The sequence below is a fragment of the Vibrio sp. 1159 genome, from assembly GCF_033340395.1.
In the GTDB taxonomy this organism is placed as follows: Bacteria; Pseudomonadota; Gammaproteobacteria; order Enterobacterales; family Vibrionaceae; genus Vibrio; species Vibrio alginolyticus.
Window position 1 is genome coordinate 51,468 of sequence record NZ_JAWOWL010000020.1, and the last position, 19,595, is coordinate 71,062.

Consider the following 19,595-nt stretch of genomic DNA (forward strand, 5'->3'; position numbering starts at 1 on the left):
ACGTGATAGTGAAGCTAGAGGAGGAACAGGAAAAACAGGGAAAACAAAGGACAATAGAAAGTTAAATGACCTTACTTCTAGGTAAGGTCATTCATGCATTCAGCAGCAAAAGATATTGGCGCTTAGCAAACGCTTAGGTTTGGTTGTTACAGAGCTAGAGGAATCAACTCGACACCAAGCACACCACTGATCCCCATCACCACTAGCAGTGAGACTTTAAACACCGACTTTGACCAAGCGATGTAGTTGTTGTCATCAATGCTGCGAAAGGTCACTTTCGTCCACATAAAGCAAACAACCGCTGCAACCGCTAAGTATTCATACCCGGCTTCACCTAGTAAAAATAACCCCAATGATGCTGCTCCAAACGCCACGACATACGCTTTCATGTGTCGATGCGCTTTATGAATGCCTTCTTTAACTGGCAATACGGGAATCCCGGCTTCTCGGTAGTCTTGCATGCGGAACATGGCAATGGCATACGAGTGCGGCATTTGCCAGAGACAGAACATGGTAAAGAGTAAAATCGCTTCCAAGCTAATGAAGTTTGTTACCGCCAAGTAACCCACCAATGGCGGAACTGCGCCTGAGATACTTCCCACTAAGGTTCCATACACCGAGTTACGTTTGTACCACATCGTGTAAAAGAACACGTAATACACGTAGCCAAGCAACACGACGACAGCGGATAGTGGGTTCACTCGGATAAATAACAGTGCGGTTCCTACCAGCAATAATGCAAGTGCATAAACAAACGCAATATCGATATTGATGTTGCCTTTCACTGTTTCACGATTTCGTGTACGTGCCATCTTTTGGTCGATATCACGATCGAAAATATTATTCACCACACAACCTGAAGCGATGACTAACCCAACACCAACTAACGTCGTAACGAACAACATTAGACTGGCTGGTTCTGTTTTTGCGGCGAGGAAGAACCCCGCCGCAACAGAAATCAGGTTGCCGAAAATAATGCCCGGTTTAGTGATAGACAAATAACTTTTCAGCATACCTTGGCCTACAACTTCATGTTGACGTTCATGTTGTAGATGATCCATACCGAGCCAGCGATAAGGATAAGTACAACAATGGCGGTAAACATCAGTGATACAAGGTTCCAACGTCCGTCGGATGTTTTTGTTTCCATGTGCAAGAAGTATTTAAAGTGAACAAATATCTGCACTAATGCACATCCAAATAGAATCGCATAGGTCGTTGTATCTGGTAATGATTTCGTCCAAACAAAGTAGAACGGAATTACCGTCAGAATCAGTGAGGCAATAAAGCCTTTCACGTAATCTGACGAACTGGTTTCTACATGTTGATCCATTACATTACCCCCAGTAAGTAAACGATGGTAAAGACACAAATCCAAACGATATCTAGAAAGTGCCAGAATAGGCTTAAGCAGTTAAAGCGCATTGCCATATTGTCGTTCAGACCTTTCGTCGACAGTTGATGATACGTTACCGCTAACCAAATCAGACCAAAGGTTACGTGCAGGCCGTGCGTACCAACCAACGTAAAGAATGCCGATAGGAATGCACTTGTTTGTGGCCCATAGCCTTCTTCAATCAGGTGATGGAACTCATAGACCTCCATACAGATAAAGCCAAGACCAAGCGCGAACGTGACTAACATCCAACGTTTGAGACCAGCAACGTTGTTGCGCTTCATCGCGATAATGCCAAAACCAAATGTGATACTGCTAAACAGCAGTAGCATGGTTTCGACAAACACAAATGGGAGTTCGAAAATGTCTTTACCTGTTGGGCCCGCAATTGAATTGCTCGACAACACAGCGTATGTCGCGAACAAGGTCGCAAACAGTACGCAGTCACTCATCAGGTAAACCCAAAAACCAAATAGCTTGTTGCCATTCGTGTCATGGTGGTGATCATGGTCGTGATGTGCTGCGATATTAGTTTGCATACGTCACCTCCAGATCATCTTTACTTTCGCTGTCTTTCACTGAGTTTTTCTTCGCTTCTTCAAGCTGAGCTCGACGTTCGGCCTCAATTGCTTTGATCTCTTCAACTTCCACGTAGTAATCCACGTCATCGTTGTAGCTGTGCTGAATACACGTCACGATAATACCGACCAAACTTGCCGCCGCTAGCCACCAGATGTACCAAATCATGCCGAAGCCAAATAGGAGCGACCAAGCCGACACGTAGATGCCTGTTGCCGTGTTTTTTGGCATATGAATACGTTCGTATTCCACTTCTTTAGTTGGATCGAACTCGCCACTTTGTTTCTGGTACCAGAAGGCATCCAGCACATCACCTTTTGGTAGGTGCGCAAAGTTGTAGAACGGCGGTGGAGACGATGTTGCCCACTCAAGAGTACGTCCACCCCACGGGTCACCAGTTAGATCACGGTTTTGCTCGCGGTCACGGATACTCACGTAAATTTGGATGAACTGAGACAATACGCCCAGCGCAATCACAACCGTACCTGCTGCGGCAATCGACAACAGTGGGAAGTATTCTGGGTTGATGTCTTGGCTTAAACGACGAGTCATCCCCATGAAGCCCAGCGCGTAAAGCGGTAAGAACGCCATTAAGAAACCAATAATCCAAAGATAGAACGCGCGTTTGCCCCAAGTTTCATTCATGGTGAAACCGGTCGCTTTCGGGAACCAGTAAGTGATCGCAGCGAAACATCCAAACACCACACCACCGATGATAACGTTGTGGAAGTGAGCAATTAGGAATACTGAGTTATGCAGAACGAAATCTGCACCCGGAACAGCCATTAGTACGCCCGTCATACCACCAACAGTAAAGGTGATCAGGAAGCCCACCGTCCACATCATTGGCGTCGTAAAGCGGATGCGGCCTTTGTACATGGTGAATAGCCAGTTGAAGATCTTCACCCCTGTTGGGATAGAAATGATCATCGTGGCAATACCGAAGAAGGCATTTACGTTCGCGCCAGACCCCATCGTAAAGAAGTGGTGTAGCCAAACGACAAAGGCAAGAATCGTGATAACTACGGTAGCCCAAACTAGCGATGTGTAACCGAACAACTTTTTACGTGAGAAGGTTGCGGTGACTTCTGAGAACACACCAAAAATTGGCAAGATCAAGATGTACACTTCTGGGTGACCCCAAGCCCAAATAAGGTTGACGTACATCATTACGTTGCCGCCAAGATCATTGGTAAAGAAGTGCATGCCTAGGTATCTATCCAGCGTTAGCAGAGCGATAGTCACCGTTAGGATTGGGAATGAAATGATGATCAAAATGTTTGCACACAGAGACGCCCAAGTGAAAACTGGCATCTTCATCATTGGCATAGACGGTGTACGCATACGCAAAATGGTCGCGAAGAAGTTCACGCCTGTTAACGTCGTACCAACACCTGATATCTGCAGCGCCCAAATCCAATAGTCGACCCCGACTCCTGGGCTAGCCTCAATACCTGAAAGCGGCGGATACGCCAACCAACCGGTGCGACCAAATTCACCTAAGCCGAGAGACATGTTTGTTAGGATGACACCAACAACAAACAGCCAGAAGCTCAAGTTATTCAGATACGGGAAAGCTACGTCACGCGCACCAATCTGTAATGGCACGATGATGTTCATCAGACCAATAACCAATGGCATCGCTACGAAAAAGATCATGATCACGCCATGGGCAGTAAAAATTTGATCGTAGTGATGCGGTGGCAAGTAACCTGCTTCACCCGCAGAAGAAAGGAGTTGCTGACTACGCATCATGACTGCGTCAGCAAAACCACGAACAAGCATCACCATCGCTACTGCGATGTACATGAAGCCAAGTTTTTTATGGTCTACTGAAGTAAACCATTCATTCCACAAATATTGCCACTTTCCGGCTTTGGTCACCGCGTAAACTACGGCTAAACCAACCAGCGCCACAACCGCTAGGGTGATGACAATAATAGGTTCGTGGAATGGAACTGAATCAAGAGTTAATCTTCCAAACATTACGATTATCCTTGGTTTTCAGGCAAACAGTTCATTGAACCAGGATGCTGAGTCACAACGTCGGTGAACAAGAACGGAGGAACGCTAGAGAACAAAGTGACTGGCTCTGCGATACTTGGCGCTGCCAGTGAGCTGTATTGCTCCCAATCTTCAATACGATCAGGGCTCGCCTTCACTTTCTGCACCCAATTTAGGAACGCAGCACGATCAGACATTGCTGAAGCTGTGAACTTCATTTGCGAAAAGCCTTCGCCGCTGTAGTTCGATGCAAAACCCTTGTAGTCACCTTCGTGGTTCGCTATGAGGTTGAGCTTGGTTACCATGCCTGGCATCGCGTAGATCTGTGTACCTAAGCGAGGGATGAAAAACGCGTTCATGATGTTGTCCGAAGTCAGTTTGAACTGCACTGGCACGTCTTTCGGGAACGCCACATAGTTCACCGTCGCAATGTTTTCTTCTGGATAGATGAACAACCATTTCCAATCGAGTGACACCACTTCGATGGTCATTGGTTTAACATCACTTTCCAAAGGTTTGGATGGCTCTAGTTCATGAGTCGAACGCCATGTGATCGTCGCAAGAATCGCAATGATGATGATTGGAATTGTCCATACCACCACTTCGATTTTGGTCGAGTGTGACCACTCGGGTGCGTACTCTTCTTCAGTGTTAGAGGCGCGGTATCGGTAAGCGAAGTAAATCGTCATTAAAATCACAGGGATTACAACGATCAACATCAGCAAAAGAGCAGTAATAATTAACTCTTTTTCTTGCACACCAATGGCACCTTTGGGGTCAAGTAAAGCTGAATTACATCCTGAGAGCATAAGTATGACGGACGCCAAACTTCCCCTCGACAAGATGCGTTTATATCTTGAGGCTTCCATTAACTTTCTCGATGGTTGTCTGGTTTCAAAGCAGATGCCAATCAAAGTAAATAAGAGCTCACAAATAGCGCAGAGGTAATGTATGAGAACAAGAAAAAACTTCGATAAGTAGTTATTCTACTTACAATTTTTCAACTTCGTCATCAAGCATTTAACCAGCTAGAATGAACCGTTATTTACTACGATACGATTGGTATCAAGCCAAGAACCAGTTGTTATAGTCATTAGAATGTTTATGTGTTGAGCATGAGTAACGTCGGGCTCAGAGCGAAACAAAACGGAATTGAGTGGAGATCAAAACCACACTCTTAGTGTGAGTTTATTGTTACACTTTGAAACACTATGTTACATTTGGCGCATTATGAGGAGTAAAAAGTTAAAGCTCATTAGCCACAACTGGAAACTAACCTTCCATTAATGGAAGTTACACACTTTAAATCGAATATTAACCTCAACACGAATTTCTCGTGCTTCAACAATTAATTATTTAAAAACAAATAGTTGAAACTTAAAATTGATGAGACTGACTATCAACTTCATTTACGCAGATAGCCTTAATGAGAAGCGGAAACTAAAAAAACAAAAGTGTGATCAACATCAAATTAATGATTTCACTTAATATTTGAGTGGTATTTACATCTCTTTATTGGATTGTGAGAAATCATTCTCAAGGTAAATCCAAACATAAGTTGTAAATATATTTGGGTTGCGCAGAATTAGCACTCCACAACATAGAAAATGTTGAAAGGGAAAGAAGCTTGTCATTCCGGTCTGTGGGGCCTAACCCTGGGGCTTTACATACGAATGCCTCCATCCACTTCTAAAACCCTGCCAGTAAAGTAATCACTCTCAATAATGTATTTTACTGCATGCGCGATTTCGCTTGTTTCGCCCATCCTGCCAACTGGGATCATCTTTTCTAATCGCTCTATGGCTTCGGGTTTCATTTGCTCTGCCATCGCGGTGTGTACTACACCTGGTGCAACCGCCGCCGCGCGAATACCGTATCTTGCGAGCTCACGGGCCCATGTTGTCGCCATGGTCGCGACCGCCGCTTTAGATGCAGAATAATTGGTTTGTCCGATATTCCCTGCTCTCGCAACACTAGAAATATTGATGATAACGCCTTGGGAGCCACTCTCAATCATCTTGACGGCAGCTTCACGCCCACACAAAAATGTTCCTGTCACGTTAACGTTCATGACCAAATTGAATTGATCCAAAGACATCTTACTGATCACGCCATCTTTTGCTTTTACAAGTAACCCATCTCTTAACACGCCAGCGTTATTGACTAACCCATTGAGTTGACCAAAATCTTGGATAATCGCTTCAAACGTGGTTTCAACATCGATTTCGTTGGTGACATCCACTTGATATGTCAACGCTTTCGCACTCAGCATTCGACACTGCTCTTGTGTTTCCATTAAGCCACTGGCGTTTACATCCAATAACGCTAAATCAGCGCCAGCTTGAGCAAGGGTAATGGCCATCATTTGCCCAAGCCCCTGCCCTGCTCCTGTAATGGCAATAACACTACTTTTTATGTCCATATTGGTGCACTCCATAGCTCGTAATGTTCTCTATCTCAACCAGTCTAAGTTGGCCGAAATGATGCGCGTTTTAGGTCACCATCTCGGGCTGGTTTGTCACAAAACTCAGTCTAGCCTTTCTTACTCTTGTATAACTCAAATAAGCTTGAGAAATCGAGCTCGCCGTGGCCGCTCGCGTTGTGGAAAGAATATAAGTTGCGCGCTAACGACCCCATCGGAACCGAAGAATGTGTTTGTAACGCCGCATCTAACCCCAAGCCGAGATCTTTTAGCATGAGTTTGCTCATAAAGCCCGGTTGGTAATCGTGACTGGCTGGCGCACTGTCCATCACGCCTGGGCAAGGATTGTAAAGCTCCAATGCCCAATTTCGGCCAGAGCTTTGCAGCATGATGTTTGATAGCACTTTTGGATCGAGTCCATGATCGATACCTAGGTTTAATGCCTCGCACGTACCAGACATTAAAATGCCGAGCATGAGGTTGTTACAGATTTTCGCCATTTGACCATCGCCTGCTTTGCCAGCATGGAAAACATTTTTTCCCATATACTGCAAAATCGCATTGGCTTTAGAAAACGCTTGATCCGAACCACCAACAATAAAGGTTAATGTCGCCGCTTTAGCGCCAGCAACGCCCCCCGAAACGGGTGCGTCGACAAACAACACGCGTTTATTTGCCGCTTCATTGGCGACTAATCGCGCGGAGTCCGGATCAATGGTTGAACAATCAATCATCAAGGTACTTGGCGAGACAAGATTGAGGACACCTACGCCACCGTGTAAGTCACCAAGATACACGGAACGAACGTGAGACCCTGCTGGTAGCATCGTGATGACTGTGCTAGCACCATCTACTACCTCTTCGATAGAGCTCGCCACCACCGCACCAAAAGGTACTAGTTGCTTTGCGGCTTCGCTATCGACATCGAATACTTGCACGTTAAATCCAGACGCGAGTAAGTTTTGCGCCATAGGATGCCCCATTCTTCCTAAACCGATAAATGCGATGGTACTCATGATCATTCTCCTTATTGACCTAGTGTTTGTTCACCCAAATTAGCAAGCGGATGCTCGTTATCTGACCAAAGAGAGGTAAACAAAGTATCGATAACATCTTCATCGACTTCACTGACACTGTTAAATATCCAGCTCGGCTCGCCATCCCGGTCAATGAGCCGAGAACGGACGCCCTCTTTAAACTCACCTAATAAGGCACTGCGAACCGACAAACTCAACTCTAAACGGAAGCAATCTGCAAGCGGTAAGCTGTGGTACTCTTTCACTTGTCTAAAGCAAATATGCGCGGTGATCGGACTGCCCGATGCGAACGTTTGTTTCGCGTTTTCTATCCACTGACTGTTCCCGTCGATAGCCATGATTCGCTGTGCTATCGTATTAAGATCAAAGCCTTTGCACGCTTCCTCTATCTGATCTAAGTATGGACAAATTTGCGTGGTTGGTTTGCTATCAATAACCTGTTCTTCCATTAATTGTAGTAGCGCAGTTACCAACTCTTTCGCATCTTCTTTCCCCCACTGGAGCCGCTTTAGCTCATCCAGTAAGGTGGGATACTGCTCTTCCAACAGTAACCAATCGGCCAAACCAATAGTGACAGCGTCACTTGAGTTCACCATGGAACCTGTCAATCCGAGGAATAAACCCACTTGCGGATCTATCTGGCTTAAAAACCACGTACCTCCCACATCAGGATACAGTCCAATATTGATTTCTGGCATAGCAAGGCGTGATGTTGTTGTCACAACTTTATGGCTGGTTCCCATAAAAAGCCCCATCCCACCACCCATTACAATACCTTCTCCCCAACCGATAATAGGCTTGTTGTAAGTGTGAATGAGATAGTCACACTCATACTCCAACGAGAAATAGTCCGTACAGAACTCTACGATTTTTTCTTTACTCTCGTTATGCATGACGTGATACATAGCTCGAACATCGCCACCAGCACAGAATGCTTTTTCTCCAGCGCCAGTGAGTACCACACAAGTCACATGCGGATCGTCTTGCCACTTGATAAGCTGATCGTTAAGTTGGACTAACATGTCATACGTCAATGCATTCAATGAAGCGGTGTTGTCTAACGTTGCGATACCAATGCGGTGCACGCCATCTAAGCACTCTATTTCACTGATGGTTACCATCCCTGCCATGTGGCCTCCTATCGGTTTTTCCATTGCGGTGGGCGTTTTTCTAAAAAGGCGCGAACACCCTCAACTTGATCTTCCGTATCAAAAAGATTCAAAAACAACTCTCGCTCTTTCATGAAGCCGTGCTTAAGTGGCGCAGAGCGCATATTTTGAATGAGCGCCTTACATGCGGCGACAGAAGATGGCGACTGGTTCGCAACAGATTCAGCAAGCTCTAGCGCTTTACTTAAAGCTTCGCCTTTGGGAACCAACTCCTCAACTAGGCCTAGTTCTTTTGCTTTGTCAGCGCTGACTTGCTCTCCACATAAAATGATGCGCTTTGCCCAGCCTTCCCCCACTAACGCTGTGAGGTTTTGGGTACCACCAGCACAGGGCAAAAGTCCGACTTTGGCTTCTGGTAAAGCAAGTACCGCTTGCTCTTCAACGACTCGAATGTCACAAGCTAATGCCACTTCTAACCCTCCGCCCATGGCGTAACCATTAATGGCGGCAATGGAAACACCACGGAATTCCGAGAGCGTTTCAAAGGCTTCACCAAAGCATCGCGCCATGTCTAACGCAACCGCTTTGTCACCATCAGAAAATAGCTTGAGGCTCTCTGCTGTCCACGTATTGGCTGGCGGGTTGTTCATCGTCACCACCGCAACGTGATTAGTGATCGTATGTTGAATGGCTTCTTGTGTTAATGGCATATCTGAATCCTTTCTCAATGAGCAAATCCAATACTTCGCTACAGCAAGGCCGATTCCTCAGAGAGCAAACGGCGCGCGATGATCAAGCGCATGATTTCGTTTGTCCCCTCCAGAATTTGATGCACACGCACATCTCTGAAATGACGCTCCATTGGATACTCTTTGATGTAGCCATAGCCGCCATAAAGCTGCAGCGCTTGGTCGCAAACCTGAAAGCCCACATCGGTTGCGAACCGTTTTGCCATTGCGCAATAAGCCGTGGCACCGGGGTCATTTCGGTCGAGTTTACTGGCGGCATAGCGCACTAACTGCCGAGCAGCCACTAGATCTGTCGCCATGTCTGCTAATTTGAATTGTAAGGCTTGAAACTGCGCAAGCGACTTGCCGAACTGCTTACGTTCTTGAATGTACCGTGCCGCCTGATTAAGGGCCTGTTGAGCCGTACCGACGGAACAGGTCGCAATATTTATACGCCCTCCATCAAGCCCTTTCATCGCAAAGACAAAACCTTGCCCTTCTTCGCCCAGTAAATGGCTAGCTGGAATAACGACATTTTCAAAAGTAACCGCTCGTGTTGGTTGGCTGTTCCAACCCATTTTGGGTTCTTTGCGCCCATAGCTGATACCATCTGCGTGAGCAGGAACAACAAATGCAGACACGCCTTTGGCACCCGCTTCTCCGGTTCTCGCCATCACGACCAAAACATCTGTCTCTCCCGCGCCAGAGATAAAGGTTTTGCCGCCGTTGATGACATACTTATCTCCCTTTTTTGTAGCGGAAGTGGTCAGTGCAGCGGCGTCTGATCCTGCGTTGGGTTCGGTTAAGCAATAGGAGCCTAACCACTCCCCCGTAACTAATTTCGGACAGAACTGCGTTTTGGCTTCATCGGTAGCAAAACTGGCTATCATCCAACTCACCATATTGTGGATAGTCATGAAAGCGGTCGTCGACGTACAGCCCATTGAGAGTTGTTCAAAGATAATTGACGCATCCAAACGGCTTAACCCTAAGCCGCCATGTTCTTCTGGTGTGTAGAGACTGAGAAACCCCAGTTCCCCCGCCTCTCTCAATACGTCCTTGGGGAAGATCTGCTTTTCATCCCATTCCGCCGCCATCGGTGCTAAACGCTCATCGGCAAATTGTTGAGCGGTATCGGCAAATGCACGTTGATCTTCATTAAGTTCAAAGTCCATAAAAGCTCCTTTTATTCACTCAGCGCAGTTGGATGGTCAGATTGGGCCCCGTCGGAATATCGTCATCAAACCAACGTGCCGTCACCGTTTTAGTCTCGGTATAAAAACGTACCGCTTGTTTACCATACGCATGTAAATCACCATAGAAACTGCCTCTCCAACCAGTAAAGGAGAAAAATGGTAAAGGAACTGGAATAGGCACATTGATCCCAACCTGACCGACTTGAATGTCATGCTGATATTTTCTCGCAGCAGCGCCATTAGCGGTAAATATAGAAGTTCCGTTGCCGTAAGGGTTGCGATTCACTAACTCAATAGCTTCTTGCAACGTTTCGACTTCCATACAAACTAAGACAGGGCCAAATATCTCTTGCGTGTAAATCGACATGTTCGCTGTTACACCGCTAAACAAGGTTGGGCCAATCCAGTTTCCATCGGGAAAGCCGTCCACTTCACACTGACTACCATCGAGTTCACACACTGCGCCTTGTTGTTTGCCATCTTCGATTAGGTCCAATACGCGTTGCTTGGCTTGCTCACTGATCAGTGGGCCATAAGCAGCCTGTTCATCATCCCAAGGCCCTGGGTGTACTTTCGCCATTGCCTGTTTGAGGTCTGTAATCCATTGTTTTGAATCGCCGACAAATACCGCAACAGAAATTGCCATACAACGCTGCCCCGCCGCCCCAACGGAGGCTCCGATTAGGTTATTCACCACTTGTTCCTTGTTCGCATCAGGCATGATCACCATGTGATTTTTTGCACCTGCAAAAGCTTGAACACGTTTAAAATGTTTAGTCCCTGTGGTGTAGATATAACGGGCAACGGGAACCGAGCCAACAAATGACACCGCTCGAATATCAGGATGAGCCAGAAGAAAGTCGACTTGCTCTTTGCGGCCATGAACGATCTGCAACACTCCTTTCGGCGCACCAGCTTGCTCAAATAGTTCAGCTAAACGAATAGAGGTCAATGGCACTTGTTCGGAGGGTTTGAGCACAAACGTATTGCCCGCAGCGATAGCGATTGGGAACATCCACAACGGAATCATGGCTGGAAAGTTAAACGGCGTAATGCCGCAACACACACCTAGGGGCTGAATCATTGAGTAACTATCAATATCCGTGGCAACGTTTTCGACGGTTTCTCCCATCATATTGCTGGCAATGTTTGCAGCCTGCTCAACCACCTCGATACCACGCCACACATCGCCTTTGGCATCCGCTAAAATCTTACCCGTTTCATGAGAAAGCAGTGTGGCAAGCTCATCATGATGCTCTTTGAGCAAGTGCTGATAACGCAGCATGACTCGGGCACGCTCGGATATTGCCACTTCCTTCCAAGATTGGAATGTCTCTTTCGCATTATCAATGGCGGCTTCCATCTCGTGCTCTGTGGAACATGGAACGTACGCAATGACATCATTAGTGGCGGGATTGGTTACCTCAACCCAATCCGATGTTTGAGATTCACGAAACTCGCCACCAATAAACAAGGGAACCAAACGAGTCATCATTTACTCCTTTCTAATTTCAATTAAAGCGGTATTTCAATGCCTATCGCCGTGGCTTCTCCACCACCGATACAAAGTGACGCAACACCCCGCATCACTTTTTTGGCTTCGAGATCACCATTGGTGCCTAGCGCTTGTAGCTGACGCAAACTGTGAATCAATGTCACCAGAATTCGTGCGCCACTAGCCCCTATCGGATGCCCAAGCGTACAAGCTCCACCTTTAATATTTACTTTGCTCGTATCCAGTCCAAGTTCCGCCACCGCTATTTGTGTCACGACGGCAAAGGCTTCATTGATTTCCCACAGGTCCACTTCATAAATTGACCAATCTAGCTGGAACAGCAGTTGCTCAATTGCGTAGACGGGTGCCAAAGTAAATTCTGCAGGTTTTCTGGCATGTGTAGAGTGCGCCTTGATGATCGCAAGTGGTTTAAGCCCCTGATGACGCGCAGTGTCTTCATCCATAAGCACCAGAGCCGCCGCGCCATCTGAAATGGCACTCGAATTAGCAGCGGTCACCGTACCTTTTTCATCGAATGCAGGTTTGAGTTGAGGAATTTTACCAAGGTCAATCGAGCGAGGGTGCTCATCGTAGTCCAGCACCGCTTGTTCTGACTTGGTATTGAGTGAAACCGGCGAAAGTTCATCGGCAAACAATCCTCGCTCTTGAGCTTCCAACGCACGCTTTGCCGACATCACGGCCCATTCATCCATTTGCTCTCTGGTGAACTTAAGCCTGTCAGCGACTTGCTGAGCATAAACACCCATTAAGTGCCCTTCGTAAGCATCTTGTAGCCCATCGAGAAACATGTGGTCATACGTAGACTGGTGCCCCATGCGCATTCCCTTTCTCGCCTCCCTCAGCAAATACGGCGCATTGGTCATACTTTCCATACCACCAGCAATGGCAGAGCGAATCGTTCCAGCTTTAATGAGATCGTGCGCTAACATGACGCTCTTCATGCCAGAGCCACACACTTTGTTAATGGTGGTGCACCCTACACCCAAAGGAAGATCTGCCCCCATAGATGCTTGCCTCGCAGGAGCTTGTCCACACCCTGCTGGAAGCACACATCCCATGAACACTTCATCCACCGAAGTCACATTCACTTCGTGCATTGCCGCCTTGATCGCCAGTGCGCCTAATTGAGGAGCAGAGTAAGTTTGCAACTTGCCTTGAAAGCGCCCAATTGGCGTTCTTTTCGCGCTGACAATCCAGATGTCTTTTCCCATGATTCGCATTCCCTTAAGGTATATGTGAACACTTGGCAGACTGATGACACCCTACATAGAATTACTCACCAAGCGCCACACCAGCCTTTGTCGCCTTTTTCACTAACAAACTTTCATTCCGCGATTTCTTGACGTTTACGTAAGCATAGCACTAGCCTTTACAATGAGATGAAAAAACACACCAAGCAGGCGTTTATATTTCAAAGTTGATGTTCGACCTTCCCATTAAAGGTTCGATTTCCAGAAACTGGATTTTTATTCGAGGTAAGTATGTTATGGAAAAATACAAGATCAGTGACCTCGCCAAGGAGTTTGATATTACTACTCGCAGTATCCGGTTTTATGAAGACGTGGGTCTGATTGAACCAGAGCGAAAAGGCAATATGCGCGTTTATCAACGCAGGGATAGAATTCGCCTCAAATTGATTTTAAGAGGGAAACGACTCGGTTTTTCGTTGGCAGAAATTCGTGAACTTTTCGAGCTCTACGACATGCAACAAACCGAAGGACAGTTATTGAAAATGCTCAATATCATTGAAGAGAAACAAGCCGTCCTACAGCAACAACTCAACGACATCAGCGTCGTTATGGCAGAGTTGAATGCCGCTAAGGAGCGTTGTATTCAAACACTCAAAAGCAAGCAGACATAAACGCTATACTCAATTAGCAACACCGCTACAGGCTTTTCCACCTTACCTCTGATACCGGGAGACGTTATGAAAAGCACTTATACCCCACTCAATTTCGGACTTGGTGATACCATCGATATGCTCCGAGAACACGTTAATGCCTTTGCTACGGAACATATTGCGCCCATCGCCGCTGAGATAGACCGCGATAACCAGTTCCCGAATCATTTATGGCCTTTGTTGGGAGAAATGGGGTTGCTTGGTGTGACCGTCGATGAAGAGCTTGGTGGTGCAGGCATGGGATACCTCGCTCATGTTGTTGCCATGGAAGAAATCAGCCGTGCCTCTGCGTCTGTCGCTTTAAGCTACGGAGCTCATTCTAACCTGTGCGTCAACCAAATCTTTCGTAACGGCACGCCTTCTCAACGCGAAAAATACCTTCCAAAACTCATTGATGGTACGCACGTTGGCGCCCTAGCGATGAGTGAGCCCAATGCCGGTTCAGACGTGATAAGCATGCAACTGAAAGCGGAGAACAAGGGCGACCATTTTGTACTGAATGGCAACAAAATGTGGATAACAAACGGGCCCGATGCTGACGTAGTGGTGCTTTACGCTAAAACAGATGTCAGCGCAGGTTCACGTGGCATTACCGCATTCATTATTGAACGTAACTTCGCAGGTTTCACTCATGCTCAAAAGCTGGACAAGCTAGGCATGAGAGGCTCGAATACTTGCGAACTTGTATTTAACCATTGCGTAGTGCCAAAAGAGAATATTCTTGGCGAGTTGAATCAAGGCGTCGAGGTGTTAATGAGTGGGCTGGATTACGAGCGCGTCGTCCTCGCTGCCGGACCACTCGGGATAATGCAAGCTTGCATGGACATTGTGGTCCCGTACGTACATGAACGAGAGCAGTTTGGAAAACCCATTGGCGAGTTTCAGTTAGTTCAGGGCAAGATCGCCGATATGTACTCTCGAATGAGTGCAGCAAAAGCGTATGTATATACCGTCGCAGCGGCTTGTGATCGAGGTAACGCTACACGCAAAGACGCCGCTGGCGCGATTTTGTACAGTGCAGAACTCGCCACACAAATGGCACTCGATGCAATCCAGTTGCTCGGTGGGAATGGCTACATCAATGAATACCCTGCTGGTCGTTTGCTACGTGATGCAAAGCTTTATGAAATCGGCGCGGGTACCTCTGAGATTCGCCGCATGTTAATAGGCCGAGAGCTGTTCGAAGAATCTCGCTAACGGAACATACGACAAGGAAGTCATTATGGCCATTATCAAAAGTAAAACTAAGCCAACTGACGAGTTATTTCTTTCCAATAAAGCTGCGATGGAAACGTTGGTCACTCAACTTAATCAACACATCGAGACCATCAAACAGGGCGGCGGTGAAAAAGCCATTCAGCACCAGAGGCAAAAAGGAAAACTCCCCGCCCGAGAACGCATCGCGCGCTTGCTTGATGACAACACTGACTTTCTTGAAATCAGCCAGTTTGCCGCCTGGCAAGTGTATGACGAAGCGATCCCCTGCGCTGGCGTTATCGCCGGCATTGGTATCATAGAGGGGATTCAATGCATGGTCATCGCCAACGATGCTTCGGTAAAAGGCGGAACCTACTACCCACTCACGGTAAAAAAACACCTTAGAGCGCAAGAGATTGCCCAACGTTGCCAACTCCCCTGCGTGTACTTGGTGGACTCCGGTGGCGCAAATCTCCCTCATCAGTCCGACGTCTTCCCCGACAAAGAACACTTTGGTCGCATTTTCTTTAACCAAGCGAGAATGTCGGCGAAAGGCATCCCCCAAGTTGCTGTTGTGATGGGGCTTTGCACTGCTGGAGGCGCGTACGTTCCTGCCATGGCGGATGTGTCCATTATGGTTAAAGAGCAAGGCACCATTTTTTTGGCGGGGCCACCTTTGGTGAAAGCGGCCACTGGCGAAGTCGTGACGGGTGAAGAGCTCGGCGGTGCAGACGTGCATTGTCGAAAATCTGGTGTCGCAGATTATTACGCTGAAAATGATGAACATGCCCTAATGCTTGCGAGAGAAGCCATTGCCAATGCCAATAGAACAAGACCTGTTAAGCCAGAAAACACCGTGCTTCCTCCCCGCTACGACGCAGAAGAAATCTACGGAATCGTGAATGCCAACTTACGACTGTCATTCGACGTTCGAGAAATTATTGCCCGCATCGTCGATGATTCTGATTTCGACGAATTCAAAGCCTTGTATGGCAGAACGCTAGTGTGTGGCTTCGCTCGTATTCAAGGACACTTGATTGGTATTGTGGCAAACAACGGTATCTTGTTTTCTGAATCGGCACAAAAAGGCGCGCACTTTATTGAGCTGTGCGCCAAACGGAAAACACCGCTTCTCTTTCTCCAAAACATTACCGGCTTTATGGTCGGAAAAAAGGTTGAAGAAGAAGGCATCGCAAAACATGGCGCCAAGCTAGTGATGGCCGTCGCTTGTGCTGACGTGCCGAAGTTTACCGTGATCATCGGTGGATCGTACGGCGCTGGTAATTACGGCATGTGCGGCCGAGCGTATGATCCAACCATGATGTGGATGTGGCCGAACGCGCGTATTTCTGTGATGGGCGGAGAACAAGCAGCAGGCGTTTTAACACAAGTTCGAAAAGACGCGAAGGAACGTCAGGGGGAAGCGTGGTCAGAGCAAGAAGAGCACATTTTTAGAGAATCGATCATAGACTTGTATGAAACACAAGGACATCCCTATTTTGCGAGTGCTCGGCTATGGGATGACGGAATTATTGACCCTAAAAAAACGCGTCAGGTGTTGAGTCAAGCGTTAATGGCAGCATTAAACGCCCCCATTCCTGATAGCGAGTTTGGCGTCTTCAGAATGTAAACATCCAAAGATGAATTAAGGAAGTAAGTATGCAGGAAATGCAACCAAGCATTATTCCCAACGCCCAAAGGCAAGATGATGTTCTTTGGCATGTCGATGATAATGGCGTAGCGACCATTACCCTAAACAGAGCAGCCAAACACAATGCTTTTGACGCTTGTACGATCGACTTGCTGATCCACCGCCTAGATTATCTCGCTTTACGAACGGATGTGCGGTGCTTGGTATTAAGAAGTAACGGTAAGCATTTTTCATCCGGGGCCGATTTGAATTGGATGCAGTCGATGGCCGACAGCACGAGGCAAGATAACTTCGTTGATGCCCAAAACTTGGCAAGACTCATGGAAACACTAGATTCGTTCCCTCAACCCACCATCGCAGTTGTTCAAGGTTCCGCTTATGGTGGTGCTTTAGGGTTGATTTGTTGTAGTGATATCGCCATCGCAAGCCAAAGTGCCAACTTTTGCTTAAGTGAAGTTAAGCTTGGTTTAGTTCCAGCGACCATTGCGCCTTACGTCATGCGCGCGATGGGGAATAGACAAGCTAGACGCTATATCTTAAGTGGTGAAGTCATTTCAGCCGAAGATGCCGAACGGTTTGGTATTGTGCACGAAGTGAAAGAAGCCAAACAGCTTGAAAATGCGGTCGATAGCGTAATCAAGACGTTGCTACTTAATAGCCCAGATGCGATGCGTAAAGCGAAAACGCTCTGCCATCAATGTCATCAAAACCCCATCGATCAACAACTGATTCACTATACTAGCAAGCTCATTGCGGACATTAGAGTATCACCCCAAGGTCAAGATGGGCTGCAAGCGTTTCTTGAAAAACGTAGCCCAAGTTGGGTCACCAAGTCACAGGACAAGTAATGCTACCTTCCAAAGTAAAGATTGTCGAAGTAGGTCCTAGAGATGGGTTGCAAAATGAATCTCCTGTTGCGACCCAGACTAAAATCCGGCTGATCAACTTACTCTCTGATACTGGGTTAACGCATATTGAGGTGGGCTCTTTTGTCTCACCCAAATGGGTGCCACAAATGGCGGACTCAACAGAGGTCATGAAAGCAATAACACGGCGAAATCATGTTACCTACTCTGCCCTGACTCCAAACCTAAAAGGCTTAGAACAAGCGTTGGAGGCTGACGCCAATCAGGTCGCAATTTTCACTTCATCCTCAGAAGGATTCTGCCAACACAATATCAATTGCTCGATTGCAGAAAGCCTAACTCGCTTCGAACCTGTAATGCGATTAGCCACCAAACACGGCATCCCTGTTCGTGGCTATCTATCCTGCGTTGCCGACTGCCCTTACGATGGCCCGACAGCCCCTAAACAAGTGGCGAGCGTGGTCAAATCACTCATCGATTTAGGGTGTTATGAGGTGTCTCTAGGCGACACAATCGGTACAGGCACGCCAAACCGTATCGCTGCTATGCTAGAAGCCGTCATGTTGGTTGCACCTCTTCCCCAGCTTGCTGTCCATTTCCACGACACATGGGGACAAGCTCTCACCAACATTTATCAGGCACTGAGTATGGGCATCAACACCATCGACAGTAGTGTAGCTGGGCTGGGTGGATGCCCATACGCTCATGGATCATCAGGGAATGTCGCAACGGAGGATGTACTGTATTTATGCCAAGGGTTAGGAATAGAGACGGGGATTGACTTAGAGCTACTGGCTAAAGCTGGCTGGATGATCAGCGAAGAGCTGGGTCGGCAGCCTACATCAAAAGTGTCATTAGCATTGCGTAACCGCGTATTATCACTTTCGTAGAAGGCCATCCGGCACCTCAAATTCTCCCAACCCAAGTTAATTTGCTCTACTTTCGAGTAGGGAAGCGAAACCGCCCGCCAGTACGATAAATAATTAGAGAAAATAAGATAAGCACACAACCTACTAGTTTATTTGCCGTTAGCACTTCGCCATACCACAGCACGCTCAGAATAACCGTCCAAACTGGTTCTAATATCATAATTAGAGCAGCGTTACCTGCCTGAACAAATTTTTGCCCCATAGTTTGCATTACGTAACGCAAGCTCGTCGCTAATAAGGTACTCAACGCAAACCACCACCAAATAGAGGAGTCCACCTCTGCCGGGAAAGATTCCATAAAAAATGAAACCAGCAAACCTAAACAACCTGCTGAAAAAAGTTGCACGCAAGTAAGCAGGAGCACAGGTAGTTTTTGAGAGTATTTGCTGTTCACATTAAAATGAAGCGCCAAAACCAGTGCTGCACCAAGAAACCACAATTGACTGGCCGATTGTTTCCAGCCACCAACTAAAGAAAGACAAGCAAGACCTAATACAGCGATAGGCAAAGAAAGCCAGAAAATTCGTTGTGGTCGTTGACGAAACATAACCCATGCAACAATCGGCACAAACAGCATGGAAAGGCTCATGATAAATGCGCCTTCCCCGAGAGTATCACTGATAGAAATAGCGTAAATCCATGTCATAACGGCACTGCCTAACAGGAGCCCGACACCACCAGCAGAAAGCACATCTTTTAAGTTTGCTTTCAGCAAAGGTCGGTAACATAGAGGCAGTAAGCAGAGCGAAGCGATAGTAAATCGCGCCCCAATAAAGCCAAAAGGTGGTAAACCCTGTATTGTTTCCTTAGAGAATATCCAGCCAAGTGCCGCGATCATCGTCGTCGCAACCAGAATAACCGTCGCTTTACGTTCTGAGTTAAACATAAGTACTCACAAAATATGGAACACACAATAGCGCAGCAAGAGAGTTTTTACTGCGCTATTGTGTAAATTTGAAAGGGGTTTGTGTCGAGCGAAAAAGTGAAAGCCCGATCCTCTCCTGTATTGTTGTCACGCAGATTGAAGTTCTGCTGCTAGATACATTAAATGCAGGCAAAGTATTA

18 protein-coding genes are annotated in these 19,595 nt (G+C 47.0%); 5 read left to right on the forward strand and 13 right to left on the reverse strand.

All coding sequences use genetic code 11. The features are described from left to right. Nucleotides 1–146: 146 nt before the first annotated feature. The 12 genes from cyoE to R7127_RS15980 all read right to left on the reverse strand — a co-directional run bounded on the left by cyoE (nt 147) and on the right by R7127_RS15980 (nt 13,198). Nucleotides 147–1,061: a heme o synthase gene (gene cyoE, locus R7127_RS15925; RefSeq protein ID WP_033906955.1), complete on the reverse strand. Its 915-nt coding sequence runs from the start codon at nt 1,059–1,061 to the stop codon at nt 147–149. Next, the gene (gene cyoD, locus R7127_RS15930) at nt 1,022–1,333 is read right to left on the reverse strand and encodes a cytochrome o ubiquinol oxidase subunit IV (protein ID WP_005375783.1); all 312 of its coding nucleotides are present in this window, start codon (nt 1,331–1,333) and stop codon (nt 1,022–1,024) included. The genes cyoE and cyoD overlap by 40 nt, the downstream gene beginning before the upstream one ends. Then, nucleotides 1,333–1,935 carry a cytochrome o ubiquinol oxidase subunit III gene (gene cyoC / locus R7127_RS15935; protein ID WP_033906953.1) on the reverse strand — a complete coding sequence of 201 codons (603 nt, stop codon included), beginning with the start codon at nt 1,933–1,935 and terminating at the stop codon, nt 1,333–1,335. Before cyoC ends, cyoD begins: the two co-directional genes overlap by 1 nt. After that, nucleotides 1,925–3,961 (reverse strand): cytochrome o ubiquinol oxidase subunit I, encoded by a 2,037-nt coding sequence (gene cyoB, locus R7127_RS15940; protein WP_005375781.1) that lies wholly within the window; start codon nt 3,959–3,961, stop codon nt 1,925–1,927. The genes cyoC and cyoB overlap by 11 nt, the downstream gene beginning before the upstream one ends. A 5-nt stretch (nt 3,962–3,966) precedes the next feature. Continuing rightward, nucleotides 3,967–4,848 (reverse strand): ubiquinol oxidase subunit II, encoded by an 882-nt coding sequence (cyoA, locus tag R7127_RS15945; RefSeq protein WP_005388604.1) that lies wholly within the window; start codon nt 4,846–4,848, stop codon nt 3,967–3,969. Nucleotides 4,849–5,642: 794 nt separating this feature from the next. Further along, nucleotides 5,643–6,401: an SDR family oxidoreductase gene (locus R7127_RS15950; protein ID WP_005375778.1), complete on the reverse strand. Its 759-nt coding sequence runs from the start codon at nt 6,399–6,401 to the stop codon at nt 5,643–5,645. A gap of 110 nt (nt 6,402–6,511) precedes the next feature. After that, entirely contained in the window at nt 6,512–7,417 is a 906-nt protein-coding gene (gene mmsB / locus R7127_RS15955; protein ID WP_005375775.1) for a 3-hydroxyisobutyrate dehydrogenase, read from the reverse strand. Nucleotides 7,418–7,428: 11 nt separating this feature from the next. Next, a complete protein-coding gene (locus R7127_RS15960) occupies nt 7,429–8,568 on the reverse strand; it encodes an enoyl-CoA hydratase/isomerase family protein (RefSeq protein ID WP_064354636.1) in 1,140 nt (379 codons plus the stop codon). Nucleotides 8,569–8,576: 8 nt separating this feature from the next. After that, nucleotides 8,577–9,257, reverse strand: coding sequence for an enoyl-CoA hydratase (locus R7127_RS15965; RefSeq protein ID WP_318141799.1), 681 nt, complete (start codon nt 9,255–9,257; stop codon nt 8,577–8,579). A gap of 38 nt (nt 9,258–9,295) precedes the next feature. Next, the gene (locus R7127_RS15970) at nt 9,296–10,450 is read right to left on the reverse strand and encodes an acyl-CoA dehydrogenase family protein (protein ID WP_064354634.1); all 1,155 of its coding nucleotides are present in this window, start codon (nt 10,448–10,450) and stop codon (nt 9,296–9,298) included. 19 nt (nt 10,451–10,469) lie between these two features. After that, on the reverse strand, nt 10,470–11,963 hold the full coding sequence (locus R7127_RS15975; RefSeq protein ID WP_172563963.1) for a CoA-acylating methylmalonate-semialdehyde dehydrogenase: 1,494 nt from the start codon (nt 11,961–11,963) through the stop codon (nt 10,470–10,472). 23 nt (nt 11,964–11,986) lie between these two features. Further along, a complete protein-coding gene (locus R7127_RS15980) occupies nt 11,987–13,198 on the reverse strand; it encodes an acetyl-CoA C-acyltransferase (protein WP_262584722.1) in 1,212 nt (403 codons plus the stop codon). A 275-nt stretch (nt 13,199–13,473) separates the two neighbouring features. On the opposite strand from R7127_RS15980, the gene R7127_RS15985 reads away from it, so the two are divergent. The 5 genes from R7127_RS15985 to R7127_RS16005 all read left to right on the forward strand — a co-directional run bounded on the left by R7127_RS15985 (nt 13,474) and on the right by R7127_RS16005 (nt 18,491). Beyond that, on the forward strand, nt 13,474–13,848 hold the full coding sequence (locus R7127_RS15985) for a MerR family transcriptional regulator (protein ID WP_017821195.1): 375 nt from the start codon (nt 13,474–13,476) through the stop codon (nt 13,846–13,848). 66 nt (nt 13,849–13,914) lie between these two features. Beyond that, nucleotides 13,915–15,084 carry an isovaleryl-CoA dehydrogenase gene (locus R7127_RS15990; RefSeq protein ID WP_005375766.1) on the forward strand — a complete coding sequence of 390 codons (1,170 nt, stop codon included), beginning with the start codon at nt 13,915–13,917 and terminating at the stop codon, nt 15,082–15,084. A 25-nt stretch (nt 15,085–15,109) separates the two neighbouring features. Further along, on the forward strand, nt 15,110–16,714 hold the full coding sequence (locus tag R7127_RS15995; RefSeq protein ID WP_064376502.1) for a carboxyl transferase domain-containing protein: 1,605 nt from the start codon (nt 15,110–15,112) through the stop codon (nt 16,712–16,714). Between the two features lie 29 nt (nt 16,715–16,743). Then, nucleotides 16,744–17,583 carry an enoyl-CoA hydratase-related protein gene (locus tag R7127_RS16000; protein ID WP_047100922.1) on the forward strand — a complete coding sequence of 280 codons (840 nt, stop codon included), beginning with the start codon at nt 16,744–16,746 and terminating at the stop codon, nt 17,581–17,583. Then, the gene (locus R7127_RS16005) at nt 17,583–18,491 is read left to right on the forward strand and encodes a hydroxymethylglutaryl-CoA lyase (protein ID WP_025767658.1); all 909 of its coding nucleotides are present in this window, start codon (nt 17,583–17,585) and stop codon (nt 18,489–18,491) included. Before R7127_RS16000 ends, R7127_RS16005 begins: the two co-directional genes overlap by 1 nt. A 46-nt stretch (nt 18,492–18,537) precedes the next feature. Here the strand turns inward: R7127_RS16005 and R7127_RS16010 are convergent, their stop codons facing one another. Next, nucleotides 18,538–19,416, reverse strand: coding sequence for a DMT family transporter (locus R7127_RS16010; RefSeq protein ID WP_005375761.1), 879 nt, complete (start codon nt 19,414–19,416; stop codon nt 18,538–18,540). Nucleotides 19,417–19,595: the final 179 nt, after the last annotated feature.

Coding starts and splice junctions, on each gene's coding strand:
- cyoE (WP_033906955.1), bottom strand. CDS start 1,061: ATGGATCATCTACAACATGAACGTCAACATGAAGTTGTAGGCCAAGGT.
- cyoD (WP_005375783.1), bottom strand. CDS start 1,333: ATGGATCAACATGTAGAAACCAGTTCGTCAGATTACGTGAAAGGCTTT.
- cyoC (WP_033906953.1), bottom strand. CDS start 1,935: ATGCAAACTAATATCGCAGCACATCACGACCATGATCACCACCATGAC.
- cyoB (WP_005375781.1), bottom strand. CDS start 3,961: ATGTTTGGAAGATTAACTCTTGATTCAGTTCCATTCCACGAACCTATT.
- cyoA (WP_005388604.1), bottom strand. CDS start 4,848: ATGGAAGCCTCAAGATATAAACGCATCTTGTCGAGGGGAAGTTTGGCG.
- R7127_RS15950 (WP_005375778.1), bottom strand. CDS start 6,401: ATGGACATAAAAAGTAGTGTTATTGCCATTACAGGAGCAGGGCAGGGG.
- mmsB (WP_005375775.1), bottom strand. CDS start 7,417: ATGAGTACCATCGCATTTATCGGTTTAGGAAGAATGGGGCATCCTATG.
- R7127_RS15960 (WP_064354636.1), bottom strand. CDS start 8,568: ATGGCAGGGATGGTAACCATCAGTGAAATAGAGTGCTTAGATGGCGTG.
- R7127_RS15965 (WP_318141799.1), bottom strand. CDS start 9,257: ATGCCATTAACACAAGAAGCCATTCAACATACGATCACTAATCACGTT.
- R7127_RS15970 (WP_064354634.1), bottom strand. CDS start 10,450: ATGGACTTTGAACTTAATGAAGATCAACGTGCATTTGCCGATACCGCT.
- R7127_RS15975 (WP_172563963.1), bottom strand. CDS start 11,963: ATGACTCGTTTGGTTCCCTTGTTTATTGGTGGCGAGTTTCGTGAATCT.
- R7127_RS15980 (WP_262584722.1), bottom strand. CDS start 13,198: ATGGGAAAAGACATCTGGATTGTCAGCGCGAAAAGAACGCCAATTGGG.
- R7127_RS15985 (WP_017821195.1), top strand. CDS start 13,474: ATGGAAAAATACAAGATCAGTGACCTCGCCAAGGAGTTTGATATTACT.
- R7127_RS15990 (WP_005375766.1), top strand. CDS start 13,915: ATGAAAAGCACTTATACCCCACTCAATTTCGGACTTGGTGATACCATC.
- R7127_RS15995 (WP_064376502.1), top strand. CDS start 15,110: ATGGCCATTATCAAAAGTAAAACTAAGCCAACTGACGAGTTATTTCTT.
- R7127_RS16000 (WP_047100922.1), top strand. CDS start 16,744: ATGCAGGAAATGCAACCAAGCATTATTCCCAACGCCCAAAGGCAAGAT.
- R7127_RS16005 (WP_025767658.1), top strand. CDS start 17,583: ATGCTACCTTCCAAAGTAAAGATTGTCGAAGTAGGTCCTAGAGATGGG.
- R7127_RS16010 (WP_005375761.1), bottom strand. CDS start 19,416: ATGTTTAACTCAGAACGTAAAGCGACGGTTATTCTGGTTGCGACGACG.